13 protein-coding genes are annotated in these 22,597 nt (G+C 72.3%); 10 read left to right on the forward strand and 3 right to left on the reverse strand.

Translation table 11 applies throughout. The features are described 5' to 3' along the window. Window positions 1-70 precede the first annotated feature (70 nt). Entirely contained in the window at window positions 71-1,033 is a 963-nt protein-coding gene (locus JFN87_RS34050; protein ID WP_209338647.1) for an ArsR/SmtB family transcription factor, read from the reverse strand. 56 nt (window positions 1,034-1,089) lie between these two features. On the opposite strand from JFN87_RS34050, the gene JFN87_RS05020 reads away from it, so the two are divergent. From JFN87_RS05020 to JFN87_RS05065, 10 genes are all read left to right on the forward strand, one after another. Beyond that, the gene (locus JFN87_RS05020; protein WP_209338648.1) at window positions 1,090-4,557 is read left to right on the forward strand and encodes a non-ribosomal peptide synthetase; all 3,468 of its coding nucleotides are present in this window, start codon (window positions 1,090-1,092) and stop codon (window positions 4,555-4,557) included. 147 nt (window positions 4,558-4,704) lie between these two features. Beyond that, entirely contained in the window at window positions 4,705-4,908 is a 204-nt protein-coding gene (locus tag JFN87_RS05025; protein ID WP_209338649.1) for an MbtH family protein, read from the forward strand. Between the two features lies 1 nt (window position 4,909). Beyond that, window positions 4,910-6,181, forward strand: a complete 1,272-nt coding sequence (locus JFN87_RS05030) for an MFS transporter (RefSeq protein ID WP_209338650.1) — start codon at window positions 4,910-4,912, stop codon at window positions 6,179-6,181. After that, window positions 6,178-9,258 carry a type I polyketide synthase gene (locus JFN87_RS05035; protein ID WP_209338651.1) on the forward strand — a complete coding sequence of 1,027 codons (3,081 nt, stop codon included), beginning with the start codon at window positions 6,178-6,180 and terminating at the stop codon, window positions 9,256-9,258. The genes JFN87_RS05030 and JFN87_RS05035 overlap by 4 nt, the downstream gene beginning before the upstream one ends. Before the next feature lie 4 nt (window positions 9,259-9,262). Further along, entirely contained in the window at window positions 9,263-10,057 is a 795-nt protein-coding gene (locus JFN87_RS05040) for a thioesterase II family protein (protein ID WP_209338652.1), read from the forward strand. Further along, window positions 9,960-11,834 (forward strand): acyl-CoA dehydrogenase family protein, encoded by a 1,875-nt coding sequence (locus JFN87_RS05045; protein ID WP_209338653.1) that lies wholly within the window; start codon window positions 9,960-9,962, stop codon window positions 11,832-11,834. Before JFN87_RS05040 ends, JFN87_RS05045 begins: the two co-directional genes overlap by 98 nt. A 1-nt stretch (window position 11,835) precedes the next feature. Next, window positions 11,836-13,719, forward strand: a complete 1,884-nt coding sequence (locus JFN87_RS05050; RefSeq protein ID WP_209338654.1) for a non-ribosomal peptide synthetase — start codon at window positions 11,836-11,838, stop codon at window positions 13,717-13,719. Window positions 13,720-13,795: 76 nt separating this feature from the next. Next, a complete protein-coding gene (locus JFN87_RS05055; RefSeq protein WP_209338655.1) occupies window positions 13,796-15,622 on the forward strand; it encodes a DUF4357 domain-containing protein in 1,827 nt (608 codons plus the stop codon). 11 nt (window positions 15,623-15,633) lie between these two features. Then, on the forward strand, window positions 15,634-16,902 hold the full coding sequence (locus tag JFN87_RS05060) for an McrC family protein (protein ID WP_245178764.1): 1,269 nt from the start codon (window positions 15,634-15,636) through the stop codon (window positions 16,900-16,902). Between the two features lie 77 nt (window positions 16,903-16,979). Then, window positions 16,980-19,115: a UvrD-helicase domain-containing protein gene (locus JFN87_RS05065; protein ID WP_209338656.1), complete on the forward strand. Its 2,136-nt coding sequence runs from the start codon at window positions 16,980-16,982 to the stop codon at window positions 19,113-19,115. Between the two features lie 42 nt (window positions 19,116-19,157). On the opposite strand, the gene JFN87_RS05070 is transcribed toward JFN87_RS05065, so the two are convergent. Further along, window positions 19,158-20,813 (reverse strand): HsdM family class I SAM-dependent methyltransferase, encoded by a 1,656-nt coding sequence (locus JFN87_RS05070; RefSeq protein WP_245178765.1) that lies wholly within the window; start codon window positions 20,811-20,813, stop codon window positions 19,158-19,160. 495 nt (window positions 20,814-21,308) lie between these two features. Next, entirely contained in the window at window positions 21,309-22,550 is a 1,242-nt protein-coding gene (locus tag JFN87_RS05075) for an IS256 family transposase (RefSeq protein ID WP_209338666.1), read from the reverse strand. Window positions 22,551-22,597: the final 47 nt, after the last annotated feature.

Consider the following 22,597-nt stretch of genomic DNA (forward strand, 5'->3'; position numbering starts at 1 on the left):
ACCGGCAAGCCGCCCGGCGGCAAGCCGGCGTACCGCCGTCATGCGCCCGGCGCCGCCCGGCGCATGACGCTCACCTCATCAGGCGGTCCCCGAGGGGGCTGCGCGAGTACAGCATGGTGTGCCCGTGGCGGGCCCGGTCCACCAGGCCCGCCCGGTGCAGGACACCCAGGTGCTGGCTGACGGCACCCTGGCTGAGGCCGAGTCTGCGGGCCAGTTCCGTGGTGTGCATCGGCTCGGCGACACACTCCAGGATTTGGGCGCGGCTGCGGCCCACCAGGTCGGCGAGGGCGGACCCGGCGGGCACGGAGGCGGTGCCCCAGGCGGTACCGCGGCCGCGCGCCGGGTACCACAGGCGCGGGGGCTGCGAGTAGTCGATGAGGGTGACCGCGCGGTTGCAGAACAGTGACGGGGTGAAGGTGAGGCCGCGGCCGCGCACGTCCTCGTCGGTGTCGACACCGGGCTCGTCCACGTTGAGCGCGCCGTTGCTCCAACTCAGCCCGCGGTCGATGTCGTTGAACAGCCCTTGCACGCCGGCGTCGGTCAGCCGTCTGGCCCGGTAGAGCACATCGGCCTCCAGGATGGCGCACAGGCGGGGCCAGTGCGGTTCGAGAACGAGCCGCCAGTACGCCTCCAGGGCATCGGTGATCTCCTCCAGCAGCCCGCGGGGGTCGTCGGCGACGGACGCCAGACGCGGGTGCAGGGCACGGCCGTTGGCGGCGTTGGCGAGGTCGCGGGCCACTGTTCCGGTGTCGGTGGCGCGCACGGCGGCCAACTCGTCGCGGATGTCGGGCCTCGGCTGCGCGGGGTGCGGGGTGAGGAAGTCGGGCAGGAAGCCGCCGGTGCCGACGAGAGCCTGGAGCAGTTGCCACTCCAGGCGGCTCAGATGCTGCCCCGAGGTGCGCACAAGCGGCTGGTGGATGGCGTACTTGGCCGGGTTCTGCCAGATCCACAGGCTCATCACGGTCTCCTGCAGCGGGGAGCAGGCGAACCGGACCGAGGCGAGGTCGTCAGCGTCGAATCGCAGCACCAACATTCAGCCCAGACTAAATCCTTCGCCGCCGGGGCACCCCGGGAACTTGGATATCGGCCATGCCCACCCGCCCAGTCGATCCTTCGACGGCGCGTGCCGGGAACCGGATCACCCCTTCCGGAGCCCCGAGCACAGCGCCCTTCGAGCCCGTCGAGCCCACTCCCGCTTCGACCCCCCGGACCTCGGCCTTACCGCATACGCCGCTGTCCTCCGCGCAGCGCGCCCTGTGGCTGCTGGACCGTATGCATCCCGGATCGTCGCAGTACAACGTGCCACTGGCGATGCGGCTGCGCGGGCCGCTCGACGCGGACGCCCTCGCCTCGGCGCTGACCAGGCTGGCCGAACGCCACGAGATCCTGCGCACCGTCTTCCCCTTGCACGGTGACGAGCCGTACCAGCGGGTGCGAGCGGAAGCACACGTTCCCGTGGAGTACGTCGACCTGACCGGTGTTCCGGTCGGTGAGCGCGACGCCGCCTGCGCCGCGGAGATCCGGCGCCGTGCCGAGGAACCGTTCGACCTGGCGGCCGGTCCGCTGCTGCGGGCCTCGCTGGTGCGCACCGGAGCAGAGGAGCAGGTGTTCGGCCTGTTCCTGCACCACATCGTGTGCGACGGGCCGTCGCTGCACCTCCTCTTCGACGAACTCGACGTGTTCTACCGGCAGGCCATCGGCACGGGCCGCGACGGCACCGGTGCCGGTGAGGGTGGCGACGCCGGCCTTCGAGTACCGCGGCTCGCGGCGCAGTTCGCCGACTACGCGGTGAAGCAGCGGGAGTGGGCGGCCGACGAGAGGGGCATTGCCTGGTGGCTTGAGCACCTCGCGGGCGCACCCAGCACCCTCGCTCTGCCCACCGACCACCCCAGGCCCGCCGTCCGCAGCGGCCGCGGCGCCACCCACTGCGCGCGGCTGACCGGCGCCCTCGTCGCGGAGTGCACCGCCCTCGCCCGGCGCGAACGCGCCACCCCGTTCCTGGTGATGACCGCCGCCTACGCGGCCCTCCTCAGCCGCCTCACCGGCGCCCGTGACCTGCTCGTCGGCACTCCCGTCGCGGGCCGCTCCGAGACCGAGTACGAGCCGCTCATCGGGCCGTTCGTGAACACGGTGCCGCTGCGCGTCGACCTCTCGGGCGACCCCGCCTTCACGCACCTGGTGCGCCGGGTGCGCACCGCGACCCTCCAGGCCGCGGGGCACGCCGGCATCCCTTTCGAGACCCTGGTGGACCGCCTGCGGGTGGCCCGCGACCCGGCGGTGCCGCCGCTGGTCCAGGCGATGCTCACCTTCGAATCGGAGCCGCTGGCCCGGCCACGGCTGGCCGGCGTGGACAGCGAACTGCTGCAACTGTTCACGGACACCGCCAAGTTCGATTTCGACCTGATGATCGTGAAGTCCGCCGACGGCAGCGGCGACTACGACTGCTGTCTCACCTACGACACCGACCTGTTCGAGGCCGCCACCGTCGCCGCCTTCTGTGAACGCTTCCAGGCACTGCTCACCGCCGTCACCCGCGACCCGGAACTGCCCCTGCACCGCCTTCCGCTGCTCACCGAGGCCGAGGCCCGCGCGGCGGCCACCGAGTGGAATCCGGAGCCGGCCCCGCGCACCGCACCGCTCCCGCCGGTGCACGAACAGGTCGCGGAGCAAGCCCGCATCCGCCCCACCGCTCCCGCCGTCAGCGTCACCCGTGCCCCCGGGCCCGGAGGAGAACGAGACGCGGCGGGCGTCGAGGTGACGTATGCGGAACTCGACCGGCGCGCCGATGACCTCGCCCGCCGCCTGCGTGCCGAAGGCGCGGGCCCCGGCACGGTCATCGGCATCCTGCTGCCGCGCGGCGCCCACCTGGTGACCGCACTGCTCGGCGTGCTCAAGTCAGGCGCCGCCTACACCCCGCTCGACGTCACCCACCCCGCGGGCCACCTCGCCCGGGTCACCGAACTCGCCGCGGTACGGCACGTACTGACCGACACCGAGAACGCCGCCCGCCTCCGCGACCTGCCGGTACGCCCCTTGCTCATGGACGAGCCCGACGCGCCGGACCAGGCGGACGGTGCAGACCGGGCGGACGGTACGGACCAGGTGATCGGTACGGACGGGCAGGCCCCCGGCGACCTGGCCTATGCCATCTTCACCTCCGGATCCACCGGCGTGCCCAAGGGCGTCGCCGTACCGCACAGCGCTCTCGCCAACCACGCCATCGCCGTACGCGACCGCTTCGCACTCACCGCCGATGACCGGGTACTGCAGTTCGCCGCCGCCGCCTTCGACGTGGCCGCCGAGGAAATCCTGCCGACCCTCGCCGCAGGCGGCTGTGTCCTGCCGAGCCCCGAACCCCCGCCGCCCGCCGCGGAGCTGACGGGCCTGCTCGACGCGGCCAGCGCCACCGTGGCCAATCTGCCCGCCAGCTACTGGCAGCGCTGGACCGCCGCCATCGCCGGCGGCACCGCCACCGCCCCGATCACCCTGCGCCTCCTCGTCGTCGGCAGTGAACCCGTCGACCCGGCCGCCCTCGCCACCTGGTCCCAGTACACCGGCATCCCCGTGATCAACGCCTACGGACTCACCGAGACCACGATCACCTCACTCACCCACACCACCGGCGACGTCCCCCTGGGGCGCCCGGTGCCCGTGGGCACCCCTATCGACGGGGTGCGCGCCTATGTCCTCGACGGCGACCTCCAGCAACTGCCGCCCGGCGCCACCGGCGAACTGTTCATCGGCGGTGCGGGACTGGCCCGCGGCTACCTCGGCGCACCCGCCACCACCGCCGACCGCTTCCTGCCCGACCCCTTCGCCCCCGGCCCCGGCGCCCGCATGCACCGCACCGGCGACCTGGCCAGGCGGCACCCGGACGGCACCCTGGAGGTCGTCGGCCGGATCGACGAACAGCTCAAGGTGCGCGGCTACCGCATTGAACCCGGCGGTGTCGAGGCCGCCCTGTGCACCCATCCCGACGTGGTACAGGCCGCCGTCACGGCCAGGCCCGGCAGCGACGGCACACCCCGCCTCGCCGGCTATGTCGTCACCCGCTCCGGTGCCGTGCCCGAGGACCTGCGCGCCCATCTCGCCGGCCGGCTGCCGGTGCACCTGGTGCCCGGTGTACTCACCCATCTGCCGTCCCTGCCGCTGTCCACCAGCGGCAAGGTCGACCGCAAAGCCCTACCGGACCCCGCTCCCGCCGCGCCGGCCACGACCGCCGGTCCTGCCGCGGTGCCCGGTACCGACCTGGAGCGGTTCCTCGCGGGCACCTGGCAGGACGTACTGGATCTGGAACGCGTCGGCATCCACGACAACTTCTTCGACCTCGGCGGCACCTCCTTCACCCTGGCCACCGTCCACGGCCGCCTCAGCGACCGGCTCGGCCGACGGCTTCCCCTGGTCAGCCTGTACGAGCACCCCACCATCTCGGCCCTCGCCGGCCACCTCGGCACCGCCGGGCAGGACACCGCCCCCTCCGCCGACCGGTCGGCGGCCGCCGACCGGCTCGCCGCCGGCCGCAGCCGCCTCGGACAGCGCCGCCGCGGCCGCACCTGACCCGCCGCGTACGGGGCTGCCGTGTCCGGCCCGCACCCGCAACCCCGCGCGGGCCCGCCCGCTCGGGCCCGAGTGCCCCGCACGGGGCACGCCCACGCCCCCACCTACCCGACTCGCCGCCCGAGTCGCCGGCAGAAAGGTCTCCACGTGTCCCGGGACTCCGCGGAGCGACAGTACGTCGTGGTCCGCAACGACGAAGAGCAGTACTCGATCTGGCCCGCCGACCGCACCCTCCCATCGGGCTGGCACGCCCAGGACGTCACCGGCGGCAAGGACGAGTGCCTCGCCCACATCACCCGCGTGTGGACCGATCTGCGTCCCCGCACGCTTCGTGAAGCGGCAGGTCACTGAGATGGCGAAGACCCTGTGGCGGGTCGCCGACTTCCGCAACCTGTGGCTGTCCCACTCGGTGAGCCTCATCGGCACCCAGGTCAGTGTGCTGGCGTTCCCCCTGATGGCGCTCCTGCTGCTGGACGCCTCCCCGTCCGAGGTCAGCATGCTGTCCGCGGTCGAGTTCCTGCCCGCGCTGCTGCTCGGCCTGCCCGCCGGCGCCTGGGTGGAACGCCTCCCGCGCAAACCCGTACTGATCGTGTCCGACGTGGTGCGCGCCCTCGCCATGGCCACCATCCCGCTGGCCCACTGGCTCGACATGCTGAGCATGCCGCTGCTGTTCGTGGTGGCGTTCCTCATCGGCCTCGGCACCATCTTCTTCGAGGTCGCCCAGCTTTCGTACCTGCCGGCCCTCGTCAAGCAGGAGGACCTCGCCGACGGCAACGCCAAGCTGGAGGGCTCCCGCTCGGTGGCGCAGCTCGCCGGGCCGAGCGCCGGCGGCTTCCTCGTGCAGATATTCACCGCGCCAGTCGCCATCGCCGTCGACGTCGTCACCTACATCCTGTCCGTCGTCTTCCTGCTGCGGGTGCGCGGCCACGACGCGCCACCGGAGCCCATCGAGAGGATGACCCTGCGCGGCGAGATCGCCGAAGGCGTCCGCTTCGTCTTCTCCCACCCCCTGGTACGGCCGCTGGCGCTGTGCGCGTTCGCAGCCGACCTGGCGTTCGCCGCGGTGCTCGCCCTCCAGGTTCCGTTCGCCTCCCGCACCCTCCACATGGAGTCCGGCGCCATCGGCATCGCGCTCGCGGTGGGCAGCGCGGGCGGTCTCGTAGGGGCCGCGCTCAGCGGGATCGCCGCCAAACGCTTCGGCTCCGGGCCCACCGTCGTGGCGAGCATCGTGGTGTTCAGCATCGGCGCCGCCATGGTGCCCCTGGCCTCAGGTACCATCGGCTTCGCCGGCGGCCTGTTCGTGGTCTACCTCGGGGTCGTCGTCTTCAACGTCCTCCAGATCACGATCTGCCAGGTCATGACACCGGAACGGCTGCTGGGCCGCATGAACGCCACCCTGCGCTTCATCTCCTGGGGCTCCGTACCGCTCGGCGCCGCCGTCGGCGGCGCCCTGGTAGCACCGTTCGGAATGCGCCCGGTGCTGTGGGCGGCGGCCGGGGTGTGCGCCCTGTCCGTGCTGCCACCGCTCCTGTCGAAGATCCGCACCCTCACCGAAGACCTGGGGGACGAGGACGAGGCGGTACCCGCTCAGGCGGGTGCCGCGGAAACGGGGAACGTCGTATGAGCACACACCACACGTCCGACAGCGGCGACCCGCACATACGCGACGCCCCGGGTACGGCCGAAACGGACGAGGACATCAGCACCTTCGTCGCCGTCGTCGGCATGGCCGGCCGCTTCCCCGGAGCCGGGGACGTGGACGCCTTCTGGGACGGCCTGGTCCGCGGCGAGGACACCATCACCCGCACCGCGGCCGCCCCCGGCATCGGGGGCCGTGCCGCCTCCGCCTACGGCGCCGTCGACGGCGGGGACCTCTTCGACGCGGCCTTCTTCGGCTACGCGCCCCGCGAGGCACTCCTCCTCGACCCGCAGCACCGGGTGTTCATGGAGTGCGCCTGGGAGGCGCTGGAGCACGCGGGCTGCGACCCGGCCCGGTTCCCCGGCCCCGTCGGCGTGTTCGGCGGCAGCGGCGACACCGGCCACTTCGCCACTCTCCTCGCCAACAGAGCCTCCTTCCCCGGCGTCAACGAATGGCAGCTCCGTCTCGCAAGCGGCGCCGACTTCCTCACCAGCCGCGTCGCCTACAAACTCGGCCTCACAGGACCCGCCGTCACCGTGCAGACCGCCTGCTCCACCTCCCTGGTCGCCGTGCACACCGCACTCCAGTCGCTCCTCGCCGGCGAGTGCGACCTCGCGCTGGCCGGCGGCGTCACCCTGCGCGTACCGCACCCGGTGGCAGAAGACCTCGGCGACGGGCTGCTCGCCGACGACGGGTACTGCCGTGCCTTCGACGCCGCCGCCACCGGCACCGTCTCCAGCGACGGCGCCGGGGTCGTCGTCCTCAAACGCCTCGAGGACGCCCTGCGCGGCGGGGACCATGTGCACGCCGTGCTCCGCGGCTCGGCCGTCACCAACGACGGTGCCGCGAAGGCCGGCTTCACCGCACCCAGCGTCGACGGGCAGAGCACCGCCGTCACCGCCGCCCATCTCGTCGCCGGCACCACCCCCGCCGACATCGGCTACCTCGAAGCCCACGGCACCGGCACTCCCGTCGGCGACCCCATCGAGGTCCGCGCCCTGACCAAGGCCTACGGCGACCGGCCCGGCGCCCCGGGCAGCTGCGTACTGGGGTCCGTGAAGAGCAATATCGGCCACACCGACGCCGCGTCGGGCGTCATCGGACTCATCAAGGCCGCCCTCGCCCTGCGTGAGCAACTCATCCCCGGTACAGCCCACTTCACCACACCCAACCCCGACCTGGACTTGCCGGCGACCCCATTCCGCATCAGCTCCGCCAACGAGCCCTGGCCGCGGGGTGCGGCGCCGCGCCTGGCCGCCGTCAACTCCCTGGGCATCGGCGGCACCAACGCCCACGTCGTGCTGGCCGAGGCCCCGCCCGCCCCGCCGCACCGGCCCGGACGCCCCTACCAGATCCTGCCGCTGTCCGCCCGCACCCCCAGCGCCCTGAAGGCGGCCGCCGGGCGCCTCGCCGACGCACTCCGGGACCCGGGCGCGGCTCCCCTGGACGATGCGGCCTGGACCCTGCAGACCGGCAGGGCCGCCCTCGCCCACCGCGGGTTCACCGTCGCCCTGGACCGAGCCGGCGCCGCCCGGGACCTCACCTCGGGCGACCAGGAGGGTTTCCGCACCGGCACCGGACCCGACCAGCCCCGCCCCGTCGCGTTCCTCTTCCCGGGGCAGGGCGGCCAGCACCTCGGCATGGCCCGCGAACTCCACGAGCACGAGCCGGTCTTCCGCGAAACCCTGGACGAATGCGCCGAACTCGCCGCGCCCCTCCTCGGCACCGACCTGCGCCGGGTGCTGTACGCCCCGGACACCGCACGCGAGGCGGCCGCCGCACAGCTCGCCACGATGCGCGTCAGCCAGGTCGCGGTGTTCGCCGTACAGGCCGCCCTGACTGAACTGTGGGGCTCCTGGGGCGTCCACCCGGACATCGTGCTCGGCCACAGCCTCGGCGCCTATGCGGCCGCCACCGCCGCCGGCGTCCTCGACCTTCCCGACGCCCTCCGGCTCGTCCTCACCCGCAGCCGCATCCTCGACGAACTCCCCGACGGCAGCATGCTCGCCGTACCGCTACCCGCGGACACCCTCGCACCGATGCTGCCGCCCCCCGTGTCCATCGCCGCGATCAACGGGCCCCAGCAGTGCGTCGTCACCGGAACCGCCGCCGACATCGCCGCCCTCCACGCCCGTCTCACCGGCGAAGGCGTCGAGTCCAGGCCCTTGCACATCAACGCCGCGGCCCACTCCGTACTCGTCGAACCGGCCATGGCGGACTTCGAGAGGAGCGTCGCCGGGGTCACCCTGCGCCCGCCCACCACCCGGTGGATCTCCGACCGCACCGGCAGCCTCGTCACCAGGGAGCAGGCCTGCGACCCCTCCTACTGGTCGGGGCACCTTCGGCACACCGTCCGCTTCGACGAGGCGCTGCGCACCCTCTTCGCTTCCGGCGACCACCTGCTGCTCGAGGTCGGCCCCGGGCGCACCCTCACCACGCTGGCCCGCCGCCACCCCGCGTGCGGGCCCACACGACCCACCGCGTGGAGCTTGCCGCACGCCATCGACGCCACCGGCAGCGGCACTTCCATGATGCACGCCCTCGGGCGAGTCTGGCTCGAGGGCGCCGACATCGACTGGGAGCAGGTCCACTCCGGAGAGCAGCGGCGCCGTACCCCGCTGCCGACCTACCCCTTCGAACGACAGCGGTTCCGGCTGGCCGCGCCCGCCCCGGCCTCTCTGGCCCCCGCGGACGAGGGCACCACAGCACCGCGGCAACCTGCCACGGCAGTCGAGTTCGCCCGACCCGACCTCGGCGAGAAGTACGAGCCGGCCATCGGCCGCGTGGAGGAGGCTCTCGCCGCCGCCTTCGGCCAGGTACTCGGCGTCGACCAGGTCGGCCGGCACGACAACTTCTTCGACTACGGCGGGGACTCGCTGGTCGCGGCCCAGTACTGCAAGCTGGCCGGCGTCGAACTCGGTGCCGAACTCTCCGTGCGCATGGTGTTCCGTGCCCCCACCGTGGCCCGCCTCGCCGAAGTGCTCGCCGACGCGACGGCCGGCACTCCCCCGCAAACCACGCAGCCCCACGCCCAGACACCGCCGAGCACACCGAAGAGGTGACCCCGTGACATCCGTACGCCCCCGCTGGGCCCTGACCAGACCCCGCCATGCTCCCGCCGCCCTGCGCATGTACTGCTTCCCGCACAGCGGCGGCTCGCCCGGCGAGTACATGCGCTGGGCCTCCTGCCTCCCCGACACCGAGATCTGGGGCATCCAGGCACCCGGCCGCGGCAGCCGCATCTCCGAAGCCCCTCACACGGACATGGCGGAACTCGTCGACGCGCTCCTCACCCACGTCGACTTCGGCGAACCCTGCGTCTTCTTCGGCCACAGCCTCGGCGCCCTCGTCGCCTACGAGGCGGCCCAGGCGCTGCGGGAACGCGGCCGGCCGGGCCCGCAGGCCCTCGTTCTGTCCGCCACCGCCGCCCCGCACGCCCTGCGGCGCAACGCGTCACTCCACGGCCTGGACGGCGCGGAACTCGTCGAGGCCATCGAACGCACCCACGGCCCCGTCAGCGCCGACATCCACGAGGATCCCGAACTGCGCGAAATGCTCCTCGTCGCGCTCCGCGGCGACCTCGACATCGTCAGCGGCTACCGGCACCGCCCCCGTCCCCCGCTGACCTGCCCCATCACCGTCTTCGGCGGCAGCGACGACGACGAGCGCACCAGCGACCTGAGGGCCTGGCGGGACTACACCACGGGCCCCTTCGACTTCCGCCTCTTCCCCGGCGACCACTTCTACTTCCGGGAGCGCCCCGATGAGTTCTTCGCAGCCCTCCGCCGCGCCCTTCCCAAGCCCACTGCACGAGCTGTACCAGGGGTGCGTCCCATGGCGGCGGCTCCGGTCCTTCCCTGAACCCACTGCCGCGGAACACGCCCGCGGCGACGAGACCATCGCGGAACTCGAGGCACTGCTGCGCGAACACACCGACCCCGAGGAGATCGAACGCACCGGCCGGCTGCCCGACACCCTCACCGAGGCCCTCCGCAAGGGCGGCTTCCTCGGCCTGATGGCCGGAGCCGACCTCGGCGGCCTCGGCCTCAGTCCGCACAATGCGTTCCGCGTCATCCAGGCCGCGGCCGGCTGGTCCATACCCATCGCCTTCAGCCTCGCCATCACCAACGGCTTCGGCTCCGGTACCTATCTGCCGCTGCTGTCCGAAGGGCCCCTCAAGGACATGATCACCGAGCGGACCCGCGGCGGCATCGTCTCAGCCGGCGCCGACGCGGAACCCATCGGCACCGCCAACGAACACCGCGCCACCACCGCGGTCCCCACCGAGGACGGCACCGGCTACGAGATCACCGGCGAGAAGGTCTTCATCGGCAACGGCACCCAGGCCGAACTCATGGACGTCTCCGCCACACTCCGGCACCCCGACGGCAGCGAAGAGGTCCGCCTCTTCTTCGTCGACAGCTCCATGGACGGCTTCGAGGTCGCAGGGCAGCACGAGTTCATGGGCCTGCACGGCGCCACGATCGGCAACCTGCGCCTCGACCGGGTGCGCGTCCCCGCCCACCACCTCATGCCTCAGGGCGAGGACGGCTGGCGGATGCGTCCCGGGGAACGCGACACCGCCCACGCCCGCCCGGCACCCGACGCCGAAGCCGAAGAGGACCTGTTCCGCCCCACCGACCTCGGTCAACTCGCCGCCCTCGGCCGCATCCTGGTCATCGCACCGCCCGCCCTGGCCACCGCAAGGCTCTGCCTGCGCTGGTCCCGCGACTTCACCAGCCGCCGCATCATCGACGGCCGCGGCCTCGGCACCTACGAGGAGATCCAGCGGCAGGTCGCCGAGACCGCCGCGGACGTCTTCACCATTGACACCGTCATGACCTGGGCCCTCAAGGCCCACCGCACCGGCGACAGCCGGCCCGAACTCACCGCGGCCAAGAACCTCACGTCCACCGCCTGCTGGCGCGCCATCGACCGCACCGTGTCCCTGCTCGGTGCGGAGGGCTACGAGACCGCCGCCAGCAAGGCCCGCCGCGGCGCCCGCCCGCTGCCCGTGGAACGCTACTTCCGCGACGCGCGGGCCCTGCGCGTCGCAGGCGGCGTCGACTTCATGGTCGACCGCTGGTCCGCCGAGACCGCGCTGCACACCTGCTGGTACGAGAACCCCACTCCCGCCCCCGCCGGGCACACCGAGGCCGACGCCCGGCAGTCCGCGACCGAAGCCCCCGAGCTGAGCACCGCATGCCAAGAGCATCTGAGTGCTGTCCAAGATCAGGCCCGCCGACTCGCCGCAACCTGCCATGAGTTGACTGGCCGGCACACCATGAGTGACCTCTTCGCCCAGCAGCGCCTCACCGCCACCCTCGGCCGGATCGGCAACGAACTCCTCGCCATGTCACTCGTCCTCGCCCGCGCCGCCGCCATGGCCGCCGACGGTGACCCCCAGGGCCTCCCCCTCGCCGACCTTGCCTGCACCTCTGCCCGCCACCGCCTCGCCGCCCTGTGGCCCGAACTCGCCCATGCCACCGCCAACGGCCCCGGCACTCCGCACGCCGGCACCGTCACCGACACCGCCGCCACCTGCCTCCACGGCCCCGGCCCCGGCCCCGACCTCCTGCTCGCCGACCTGTTCTCAGAACCCACCCGCCCGGCACCCCACGGAGAGCACAACCACTGACATGCGCATCGACCTTCACACCGCCCAGGGCGGGCGCAGCCACCGCCCCACCGACCCGCCCGCCGACCGCCCCGCGGATCAGGCGCTCTGCGTCGACCTCTCCGTGCACGAGATGTTCACCGCACACGCGCTCGCCACTCCCGACAGAACCGCGCTGACCAGCGACGGAACCCACCTCAGCTATGGCCGCCTGAACGCCGGCGCGGACCGTCTCGCCGCCCGGCTGCGCACCGCGGGCGTGCACCGCGGCAGCCCAGTCGGCGTTTTCCTGGAACGCTCCGCCGACTTCGTCACCGCTCTCATCGCCGTACTCAAGGCGGGCGGCTGCTACGTGCCACTCGACCCCGAGTACCCGCCGGCCCGGCTGCACACCATGGTGGAGACCGCCGGCATCCACACCCTCGTCACCCGTACCGCCCTCACCGGCCGGCTCCCCGACGACGGCACCACCCGCATCCGGATCGACGAACCGCCGGACCCGGAACACGGCACCGCACCGCCGGCGGCGGACGCCGCCACCCACCCGGACGACCTCGCCTACATCATGTTCACCTCCGGGTCCACCGGCACCCCCAAGGGCGTCGCCGTCCGCCACTGCGGCATCGTCCGCCTCGTCGACAACCCCGGCTACGTCAACCTGGACTCCACCCAGGTCCTGTCCCATCTGTCGTCCCCGTCCTTCGACGCCGCCACCTTCGAGATCTGGGGCGCCCTGGCCAACGGGGCACGCCTGGTCATCGGCCCGCCCGGCCCCCTCTCCGTCGGTGACACGGCCGCCCTGCTGCGTCGCGAAGAAGTCACCGTGAGCTGGCTCACGGCGGGACTGTTCAACGTGATGGTCGACGAACACCTCGACGACCTCACCGGCATACGGCAACTGCTCAGCGGCGGCGACACCATGTCACCCACCCAGGCCCGCCGCTTTCTCGAGGCCGCACCCGGGAGCCGGCTCGTCAACGGCTACGGCCCCACCGAGGCCACCACCTTCACCGCCTGCCACACCGTCACCCTCGAGGACACCCGGCACACTCGCATCCCCGTCGGCCGCCCCGTGCCCGGCACCTGGGTGGAGATCCTGGACGACGACCTGAGGCCCGTGCCCCACGACACCCCGGGGCACCTGTACGCAGGCGGTCTTGGCCTGGCCCGCGGCTACCTCGGCGACAGCGCACTCACCGCGGAACGCTTCGTACCCGACCCCTGGGCGCGCGGCGGCCGCCTCTACGCCACCGGCGACCTGGCGCTGCGCCGGCCCGACGGCACCATCGACTTCCTCGGCCGCGCCGACGGGCAGCTGAAGAAGCGCGGCTACCGAATCGACCCGGCCGAGATCGAGGAGACCCTGCGCCGCGACCCGCACGTCAGGGACGCCGCCGTCACCCTGGACGGCAAACGCAGCGACACCGCCCAACTCGTCGCCCACATCGTCCCCGAGACCGCCACCGCACCCGGGGCCGCCACCGGGTACGCCGGGTTCCTTGCCGCCCTGCGCGCCCGCACCCGCGAACAACTGCCCGCGCACCTCGTCCCGGACCGCTTCGCCGCCCTCGACGCGCTGCCGCTGACCGCGAACGGCAAACTCGACCGCGCCGCGCTCACCGCCACCGACGGCCGGCCGGGGCAGAACACGCAGGCCGCCGTGTTCGAGGACGGCACCGAGGCCGCGCTGGCGGAGATCTGGCGCGAGGTGCTCGACCGGGACGACCTCACCCGCGCCGCCGACTTCTTCGACCTCGGCGGCCAGTCCCTGCAGGCCGCCCGCATCGCCACCCGCATCCGCGACCACCTCGGCATCGAGGTGCCCCTCGCCACCATCTTCGACCACCCCACCATCGCCGAACTCGCCCAGGCGATCACCGCCGACAGCACAGCGCCTGGCCATTGACGCGTGTCGATTGACAGCGTCAACACGTAGACTGCACGGTGTCCGTGAAGCCTTGTCCCGTGCCCGGAGGTCGTCCATGCCGCCCCTCGACCGGCTGCCAGGCGCGCCCGAGTTCCGCATCGTGCTCCCGAAGGACGGCGGCGAGGCGCGCGGGCATCTGCTCGCCGAGTTCGGGGGCAACGGCACGCACAAGTTCGTGCTGGTGGAAGGCTCGTTCGTGGCCGCGGAGGCCTGGCCGGGACTCGGCAACCACGGGCGCCGCGTGCGCGAGGAGTTGCGGGCGAGCGGGGGGCTCGTCGACGCGCCCGGCGCCTGCGGTGAGCCCCTCGCCGCACCGCGCTGGGTGACCGCCCGCGACGTCGTGTGCAACTCCTCCTCGGCCGCCGCCGCGCTCGTGTACGGGTACGACGCCTCCGGGCCCGAGTCCTGGCGCACCGCGGAGGGCCATCCGCTCGCCGACTACCTGTCCACCGGGTGGCGTCCGCCGCGCAAGGCGTGGCTGGTGCGCGGGTCCAACGTCTCGGGGCACAACCTGGTGCGGCAGTTGTGGCTCGAGGACGGGTGCGTCTCGCTGTCCGCCGCGCACCTGCCGCTGCTTGAGGAGAACGACCCGACGAAGAGCGCGCTGCGCCGCTTCGTCGAGGACGGGTACGAGGGGTCGGCCTCGTACAGCCAGAAGCGTGGCCTCGTCGATGAGTTGCACGCCTTCCTGACGCAGATGCGCGTCGGGGACGCGGTGGCGACCATAGGGGACGGCCGGCTGTACGTGGGGCGCATCACCGGTGACGCGGCGCAGACCGCATCGCCCGGCGGGCTGTCCAACCTGCGCAGGAGTGTGGCCTGGTCGCCCAACAGCCACGCGTACGAGGAACTGCCGGGCGAAGTGCAGCAGAAGCTCTCCGTCCAGCACGACGTCGTCGACCTGACCAGCGTCCTGGAGGCGCTTGACGGCATCAGCGGGCAGGCGGACGAGACACCGCCCGTGGTGGACGGCCCGGCCGGCGAGGGGGGCGCCGAGCCGAGACCGGCGCAGCGCGACCTGTCGCTGCCCGGTATCAGCGAGGAGTTCGCGACCGAACTCCTCGTCCACGACCGGGGATGGCTGGACGAGGTGCGGGAGATCCTGCTCGACGATAAGCAGGTGATCTTCTACGGGCCGCCGGGCACCGGCAAGACGTACATGGCGGTGCGGCTCGCCGAGTACTTCGGCGGCGGTCCCGAACAGGTCAAGATCGTACAGTTCCACCCGTCGTACGCCTACGAGGACTTCTTCGAGGGATTCAGGCCGGTCGAGGATCCCGAGACGCGCGAGGTGGCGTTCCGGCTGACCGCGGGCCCGCTGCGGGAGCTGGCCGATCTCGCCTCGCGCGAGGGCAACCGGCACCTGCCGCACTTCCTGATCATCGACGAGATCAACCGCGCCAACCTGGCCAAGGTCTTCGGCGAGCTGTACTTCCTGCTGGAGTACCGCGAGCGGACGGTACGCCTCACCTACTCGGGAGACGACTTCGCGCTGCCGCCCAACCTGTTCGTCATCGGCACGATGAACACCGCCGACCGGTCGATCGCCCTGGTCGACGCGGCGATGCGGCGCCGCTTCGCCTTCCTGGAGCTGTCGCCGCGCGCCGAGCCGACCGCGGGCCTGCTGGGGCGCTGGCTGGAGCGCGAGGGGCGGGAAGCGGAGCCGGCGCGGCTCCTCGACGCACTCAACGCGCGCGTGGAGGACGCCGACTTCGCCGTCGGTCCCTCGTACCTGATGAAGCCCGGCGTGTACCGCGACGGGGGTCTTGAACGGGCCTGGCGCACGAAGATCCTGCCGCTGCTCGAGGAGCACCACTACGGCGAGGGGCTCGACATCGCCGGACGCTACGGCCTCGACGCGCTGCGGCAGTCGGACCTTTGACCGGGCCGGGGATGATGGCTGCGGCGGAGACCGCCGCGCCCGAGGTGGCCCTGCGCGAGTACGGGCCCGCCGTGTCCATGCCGCTGAGTGCGGAGGCCGGGCTGGCGCTGGCCGCCTCCGGCATCCTGCAGAGCGCGGCCCCCGACCCGGGCACGGCCGGGCACTGGCTACTGCGGGCGGGGAGCCGCGTCGGCGCCGTACGGGTGCCAGGCGGCCCGGTCGTGCGGATCGCGCCCAAGACCCCGGTGCGGAGGCTGTTCTTCCTCCTCGGCTTCAGCCTCGACCCGGCGCGCGCCTGGCGCGAGCGCGGGGAGGGCACCGTCGACACCGGTGCGTACGACGACGTCGTGCCGGCGCTCGCGCACGCCGTGGAACGGCAGATCGACGCGGCGCTGCGTCAGGGCGTCCTGCAGGGCTACCGCGAGATGGAGGAGTCCGCGCTGGTTCTACGCGGCCGGCTGCGCGAGGCCGAGCAGATACGGCGGCACTTCGGCCGCACGCCCCCCGTGGAGATCACGTACGACGCGTACACCGCCGACATCGCCGAGAACCGCCTGCTGCGCGCGGCGGCGGAGCGGCTGCTGCGGCTACCGGGCGTTCCCGGGCCAGTGCGGCGGCGCCTCGGCCACCAGCGTGTGCGGCTCGCCGACGCGCTGCCGCTCGTGCGGGGGCAGGAGCTGCCGCGCTGGCAGCCGTCGCGCCTCAACGCCCGCTACCAGCCCGCGCTCCGCCTCGCCGAGGCGGTGCTGCGCGGCTCGTCGCCCGAACACCGCCCGCCCGATTCCGAGCCGCTCGCCGTGGACGGTTTCCTGCTGGACATGAACCAGCTGTTCGAGGACTTCGTGACGGTCGCCCTGCGCGAGGCGCTGCGGGAGCGGGGGCTGACGGCGCGTCTCCAGGACCCGCACCACCTCGACACGGCCGGCGTCGTCGGGATCCGCCCGGATCTCGTCGTCCGCACCGGGGACGGCCGCACGCCGCTCGCCGTCGTCGACGCCAAGTACAAGGTCGAGAGGGCCGACGGGCTGCCCAACGCCGACCTGTACCAGGCCCTCGCGTACGCCACCGTGCTCGGGCTGCGTGAGGCCCATCTGGTGTACGCGGCGGGGCGGCTGCCCCGGCGCGTACACGAGGTGCGGGGGACACCGGCGGGGCCTGACGGACGGCGGACGCGGCTGTACCAGCACAGCCTCGACCTCGCCGGCGAACCCCGGCAACTGCTGGCCACGCTCGGGGAGCTGGCCGAGCAGCTCGCCGGGGGCGCCCCGTTACCCGACTGACCCGTACCACCGAGAACCGCCGGGCGGACGCCGGACACCGGCCCCGCCCCAGCCCGCCCCGCAGAGAGGAAGCGCCCATGCCCCGGCTCGCCTTCGCCCAGAGCTTCTGGGACGGCTACGACGCCCTGGAGAAACCGGTCAGGGCCGGAGTGCGCAAGGCCATGGCGAAGTTCCAGGCGATGAGCGCCGCCGAACTGAACGCCGACAAGGGCCTGCACCTCGAATCCGTCGACAAGGCACGCGACCCGCGGATGCGCACCATCCGCATCACCGACTTCTGGCGTGGTGTCGTGCTCGCCCCCGACGACGGCAGCGGCGTGTTCCTGCTGGTCCACGTCCTGCCGCACGACGACGCCTACACCTGGGCGGCGAAACGCCTGTACAGCGCGAACTCGGCGACCCGGGCCCTGGAGGTCCGCAACGCCGTCGCCCTCGACGAGCTGACGCCGTTGTACGAGAGCGCCGCGCGCACGGCCGACCGCCTGCTGTTCGCGGACGTCTCCGACGGCACACTGCGCGAGCTCGGCATCGACGACCAGGTGCTGCGCGCCGCGCGCTCGCTGGCCGACAAGGCACAGCTCGAGGCGTTCTCCACACTCCTGCCCGAGGACCAGCTCGAGGTGCTGCAGTACCTCGCCGAGGGCTTCGGCCCGGAAGAGGTGTACCGGGACGTCGTCGCCGTGCGTCGGCCCGCCGACGCGCCCGCCGAGCCGGTCGAGGACCTGGCCACGGTCATCGCCAACACCCCGGCCCGGATCCGGCTGATCACCGGTGGCCACGAGCTGGAGGAGGTGCTGGAGAAGCCGTTCGACGCCTGGCGGGTCTTCCTCCACCCCTCCCAGCGGCGCGTGGCCTACCGCACCTCGTACAGCGGCCCGGTCCAGGTGACCGGCGGCCCCGGCACGGGCAAGACGGTGGCCGCGCTGCACCGGGTCAAGCACCTGCTGGGTGGTTCGGGCAGCGGGCGCATCCTGCTCACCACGTACACGAACGCGCTCGCCGCGGGCCTGCGGGACATGCTCGGCCTGCTCCTCGACGATGAGGAGGAGCTGCTGGCACGGGTCGACGTGACGACGGTCGACGCCTACGCGAACGGCGTCGTACGCGCCTCATCGGCCGGGGTGCCCAAGCCGATCGGCGACCGGGACCAGCGGCAGTTGTGGGCGAAGGTCGTCAAGCAGCTCGATCTGCCGTTCACGGACCGGTTCATGGCCCAGGAGTACCGGCATGTCGTCCTGGGCCAGGACATCCACGATCTCGACGCCTACCTCGGGGCGCAGCGCCGCGGCCGCGGCACCGGGCTCGGGCCCGCGCGCCGCAGGCAGGTGTGGGAGGGCGTCGAACGGTTCGAGAAGCTGCTGCGCGACCGCGGTGAGACCACGTACCTGCGCGTCTGCGCCCGCGCGGCGCGGCTACTTGACGGCGAGCCGGCCCCGTACGCGCATGTCGTGGTGGACGAGGCGCAGGACCTGCACCCCGCGCAGTGGCGTGTGCTGCGTGCGGCCGCGCAGCCGGGGCCCGACGACCTGTTCGTCACCGGTGACCCCCACCAGCGGATCTACGACTCCCGGGTCTCGCTCGGCTCGCTGGGCATCGCCACGGCGGGCCGCAGCTTCCGGCTGCGCGTCAACTACCGGTCCACCGAGGAGGTCCTGGCCTGGTCGGCGCGGCTCCTCGCGCCCGTCACCGTCGAGGCGCTGGAGGGCGAGGGATCGGACTCGCTGGCCGGTTACCGCTCCCTGCTGCACGGCCGGCGCCCTCGGGCGCAGGGCTACCCGACCCGGCAGGGAGAGACCGAGGCGCTGGTGGCCGACGTCCAAGCGCTGCTGGCAGAGGGCCTCGCGCCGCGTGAGATCGGCGTGTGCGCGCGCTTCAACCTCTCGCTGGACGCGGCGGAGGAGAAGCTGAAGGCCGCGGGCGTACCGGTGCTGCGGGTCAAGGGCCAGGTCACGCACGGCGCCGAGGGTGTGCGGCTGGCGACCATGCACGCGATGAAGGGGCTGGAGTTCCGGGCGGTGTCCGTCCTCGACGTGGGCGAGGGAACGCTTCCGTTCGCCCGGGAGATCACTCCGCGCGAGGCGGACCCACTGCAGCACGACGCCGACCTGCTGCGGGAGCGCTGCCTGCTCTTCGTCGCCTGCACACGCGCTCGTGAGGCGTTGAGCGTGACGTGGCACGGGGTGCCCAGCCCGTTCCTGCCTCCGGCCGTGTAATCTCCTCCGGGTGATGACCATCCGGCGGGCTCGCGACCGTCCTCACATGCGCGGGGCCAGGGCGCCCGTGGCGAGGCCGTCACGGGCGATGCCGGCGAGCCGCCGGCTCAGCTCCTGCACGGCGCGCGTCTCCTTCTCGAACTCCGACAGGGCGCGGAAGGAGGAGCCGTACCGCCGCTGCTCGTCGATGCCCATGCGAGGGACGCGCGCGCCCCTCGCGTCCAGGCGGAAGGTCCCGCTGCTCGTCGTCGAACGGCGGACGTTGGCGCTGCTGCGCAGGAACCCCTGCAGGTAGTCCGTGTCGAGCTGGTCGCTGACCGACACCGGTTCCTGGTCGTCGAACGCGACGAGGCCGGCGCGCGCGAGGTCCGCGACGCTGGTGCTGGCACCGTCCAGCGGGCCCGGCGCGCCGCCCGGTGCGAGCTCGGGCAGCAGCGCGGCGAGCCGGCGCACGCGGTCCTCCAGCTCCGCGCTCAGGGCCGCGTACTCGCCGGGGAAGTCGCGATGCCGGGACCGCATGTGGCTTCCGGGGGTCAGATCGACGGACTCGCCCAGGAGCTCGATCAGAGGTACGTCGGCGACCTGCTCGGGGCGCGGCTCGAGGCCGCTGTCGGGACTGTTGCCGGTCAGGTCGATCATGCGCACGGTGTGATCGGTGTCCGTGCCGACCGCCGTGTCCGGGCGCCGCAGGCACCAGAGGTGGATGGGCAGGGAGTGCGAGGCGGCCGTTCCAGGCGGCAACGCGACGACCTGGCGCACGATGCCCCGGCGCACCAGCTCCGCCCGGATGCGCCGCCCCGCCTTTCGGTAGGCGACGGAGGCAGGCATGACCATGAGGACCTGACCGCCCGGCCTGGTGTGCGCGTAGGCGTGCTGCAGCCAGGCCAGCTCCCCTTCGGCCTTGGACGGGGTGCCCAGTTCCCAGCGGGCGTCGAGCAGCAATGCGTCCCGTCCCCAGTCGGTCGCGCCGGTCGGCGGGTCGCAGACGACCAGGTCGGCCCGTACATCCGGCCAGGCGTCCGCGCGCAGCGAGTCTCCCGCCTCGACGGACACCTGGGACCTGCCCGCGAGACCGGCACGAAGCTGGGTGAGACGAGCACTGTCGGCGTCGATCTCCTGCCCGCGGCAGCGGGCCCCGGCGGCCGCGGAGACGGACAGGAGCAGCGTCCCGATACCGCACGCGGGGTCGAAGACTGTGGCCGCGGACGTCAGTTCAGGGGCGAAGTGGCGGACGGCACGCACCACGCGTGCGGAGGTCACCTGGTCGGACCCGGCTCGCCGGGCCGAGTCCATGAACCGTTCCACCAAGCCGTCCAAGAGGTCGACGGGCGCTTCGGTCCTGGCCGGCTTGCGCAGCCGGTTGGCAACCTCGCGCGGCAGGCCGGATCCACGCTTGCCCGCCAGCACCCCGGCCGCCTGAGCCAGACCGGTGACCATCTGCTCCCCGTACGCGGCGCGCATGGCCTGCCACAGCTCGACCTCGGGCGACACCTCCTGCCCCTTGCGCTGCTTGTCCAGCCACGCCTGGACATCGGCGAGGGCGTACAGGGGGCTGTTCACAGCGCCACCCGATGGCGCGGGAAAGTCGTCATAGCGACGGCGCCAGTTGGAGACAGCGGCCCTGGTGACTCCGGCCATCCGAGCGATCTCGGAGCCGGTGACCATGGGGCCGACCGGGGCAGCCGCGTTTTCCGTCATGGTCCCAGCGTATACGGATGGCGTCTCACGCCACGGATTTCCACGTGTGGACAACGTACACACATGGTGCAGACGCGTGAGCCCACGGCTTCGGCGGCCGGCCGCCGGGCATGAACTCCATCTCGAGCCGCCTCTCACCCGGCGGCTCGGGCAGCCCTCTGCCGGCCGCCTCACGGCGCGTTGGAGAGATCCTGTGAGGCTGTTGTGTCCGGCGCGGGTGGGCGGGGTGCGACCCCGCGAGCGACGGGGTCCGGTTAGCCGCCGCCCTACCCTTTCCGGTGCGCGGGAGCGCCGGTCAGACGCCTGCGACCAGGCGTTTCACGGCACCTCTTGGCGTTCCGGTCCACCTCCGGGCGCCTCTGATCAACTTGATACGTTGACGACGTTGTCACGACCGCGGTGGTGCCGCATCGAGCCGGGCACCGCCTGACAACGCACCAAGAAGCGCTTTATCGAGGGAAATTCCGGTCGTGTCCCTTGGAGTGGTGTAGCCGATCATTCGGTGGTCGTGTTGGGGGTGTTGGGGAGTGCGGGGGCGCTTTCGGGGGGCGCGTCGGGGTAGATCTTCTCCATGCTGCCTTCGGGGAGGTAGCGGCGGGGGAAGGCGATCCATTCGTCGTGCATCTCGAAGAGCACGGCGGTGACCAGCCGCAAGAGGGCGCCGTCGTTGGGAAAAACCTGGACGACGTCGACACGGCGTTTGATCTCGCGGTTGACTCGCTCCAGTGGGTTCGTGGACTGGATCTTCTTCCAGTGCCGTTCCGGGAAGGCGGCGAAAGCGGTGAGGTCGTCTTTGGCGTCCAGGAGCATCTGCTTGACCTGGGGGAATTGCTGTCCGAGCATGTCGGCGACGGTGTCGAGTTGCTGGCGGACTGCGTCGTGATCGGGCTGGGCGAAGATGGTCCGGATCGTGGCGGCTACCATCTCGCCCGCGTCTTTGGGGATCACGCTGAAGACGTTGCGCAGGAAATGGACCCGGCAGCGCTGGTAGGCCGCGCCGATCATGACTTTGCGGATCGCGTTGACCAGGCCCGCATGGTGGTCGCCGAGCACGAGCCGGACGCCTCCCAGACCGCGTTCGCGCAAGGAGCGCAGGAACTGGGTCCAGAACACCTCGGTCTCGCTATCACCGACCATCACGCCCAGGACTTCCCGACCGCCGTCCTCGGTGATACCAGTGGCGATCACCACGGCCCGCGAGACGATCTGGTGCGCGACCCTGGCCTTGCAGTAGGTGGCGTCGAGATAAATGTAGGGGAAGCGGACATGGTCCAGGGGCCGGGTGCGGAACGCGGTCAGCTGGGTGTCCAGGTCGCAGCAGATCCGTGAGACCTCGCTCTTGGAGACCCCGTTGTCGGCTCCGAGTGCCTTGACCAGGTCGTCGACCGACCGGGTGGACACGCCGTGGACGTAGGCCTCCATGATGACGGCGAACAGGGCCTGGTCGATACGGCGACGCCGCTCCAGCAGGCTGGGGAAGAAGCTGCCCGAGCGCAGCTTGGGTATCGCCAGGTCCAGGTCGCCGGCCTGGGTGGTCAGCGTCTTGTCGCGATGCCCATTGCGTAGTGCTGTGCGGGTCTCGGTGTGCTCGTTCCACTCCGCACCGATCCTCGACGTTGCCTCGACCTCGATCAGTTCCTGCAGCATCCGCTCGGCCACCGACCGGACGAGTTCAAGCCCGTCCGCCGAACGCAGTGACTCCAGCAGTCGAAGTACGTCATGCTGAGACAGGGCCACCATGCACCTCCTGGTTGAATTGGCCTTCTACCAGGGAGAGTTGCATG

Origin of the sequence: Streptomyces montanisoli (assembly GCF_017813245.1) — a bacterium.
GTDB lineage: Bacteria > Actinomycetota > Actinomycetes > Streptomycetales > Streptomycetaceae > Streptomyces > Streptomyces montanisoli.